The organism is Shinella sp. G-2 (assembly GCF_050172695.1).
Classification (GTDB): Bacteria; Pseudomonadota; Alphaproteobacteria; order Rhizobiales; family Rhizobiaceae; genus Shinella.
The window spans coordinates 1-1,094 of sequence record NZ_JBBEYH010000067.1; the positions used below are offsets into that span (position 1 = coordinate 1).

Consider the following 1,094-nt stretch of genomic DNA (forward strand, 5'->3'; position numbering starts at 1 on the left):
GCCATGACGGCGGGCTTTGAGACCAGGATGGAAATCATGAGCAGCAAGATCGTCCCCGTCATCATGGCCGGAGGCAAGGGCACGCGCCTTTGGCCGCTGTCGCGCGCCTCGGCCCCCAAGCAGTTCCTCGGCTTCCTCGGCGAGACCACGCTGTTCCAGAAGTCGCTCGCCCGCGTCGCCGATGCCGCGCTCTACGCCCCGCCCGTCATCGTCACCAATGCCGACTTCCGCTTCCTCGTCGCCGAACAGGCCCGCGCCGCCGGCGTCGCGCTGACCGCCATCCTGCTCGAACCCGTCGCCCGCAACACCGCCCCGGCGCTTGCCGCCGCCGCAAGCCTCGTCGCCCGCCTCCACGGCGAGGACGCCATCCTACAGGTGCTCGCCTCCGACCACGAGATCGAGGCCGACGATACCTATCGCGCCTGCATCGACAAGGCCGCCGCCGCCGCACGGGCCGGCCGCCTCGTCACCTTCGGCATCACCCCCACCGAGCCCGCCACCGGCTACGGCTATATCGAGACCGGCGAAGATCTCGGCAACGGCGCCCATGCCGTGCGCCGCTTCGTCGAGAAGCCGGATCGCGAGCGCGCCGAAGCCATGCTGGCGACGGGCGGCTATCTGTGGAACTCCGGCATGTTCATGCTGCCGGTCGGCCTCTTCCTGCGCGAGCTTCGCCAATACGCCCCCGAGGTGCTGGAGGCGGCGAGCGAGGCGGTGGCCAAGGCCCAGCACGACCTCGACTTCGAGCGGCTCGACGAGACGGCCTTCGCACGGGCGCCGGACATCTCCGTCGACTATGCCATCTTCGAGAAGACGCCGGTCGCCGCCGTCGTGCCGTCCCCCATCGCCTGGTCCGATCTCGGCAGCTGGGATTCCGTCTGGAAGACCGGCCGGCAGGACGACGCAGGCAATGTCGCCGAGGGCAGCGCCACGGTGCTCGACACGCGCAACTCGCTGGTCATCTCGCATGACATCCATGTCGCCGTGCAGGGCCTCGACAATGTCGCGGTCATCGCCAGCGAGGATGCGGTCTATGTCGGACGGCTGGAGGACAGCCAGAATGTCGGCAAGCTGGTCAAGCATCTCGCCGCGCT

Annotated in this window: 1 protein-coding gene; it reads left to right on the forward strand. The window is 69.0% G+C overall.

The features are described from left to right. Positions 1–36 precede the first annotated feature (36 nt). Positions 37–1,094, forward strand: a 1,058-nt coding sequence (locus tag V8U06_RS29125; RefSeq protein ID WP_427143639.1) for a mannose-1-phosphate guanylyltransferase/mannose-6-phosphate isomerase, incomplete at its 3' end; no start/stop codon positions are given.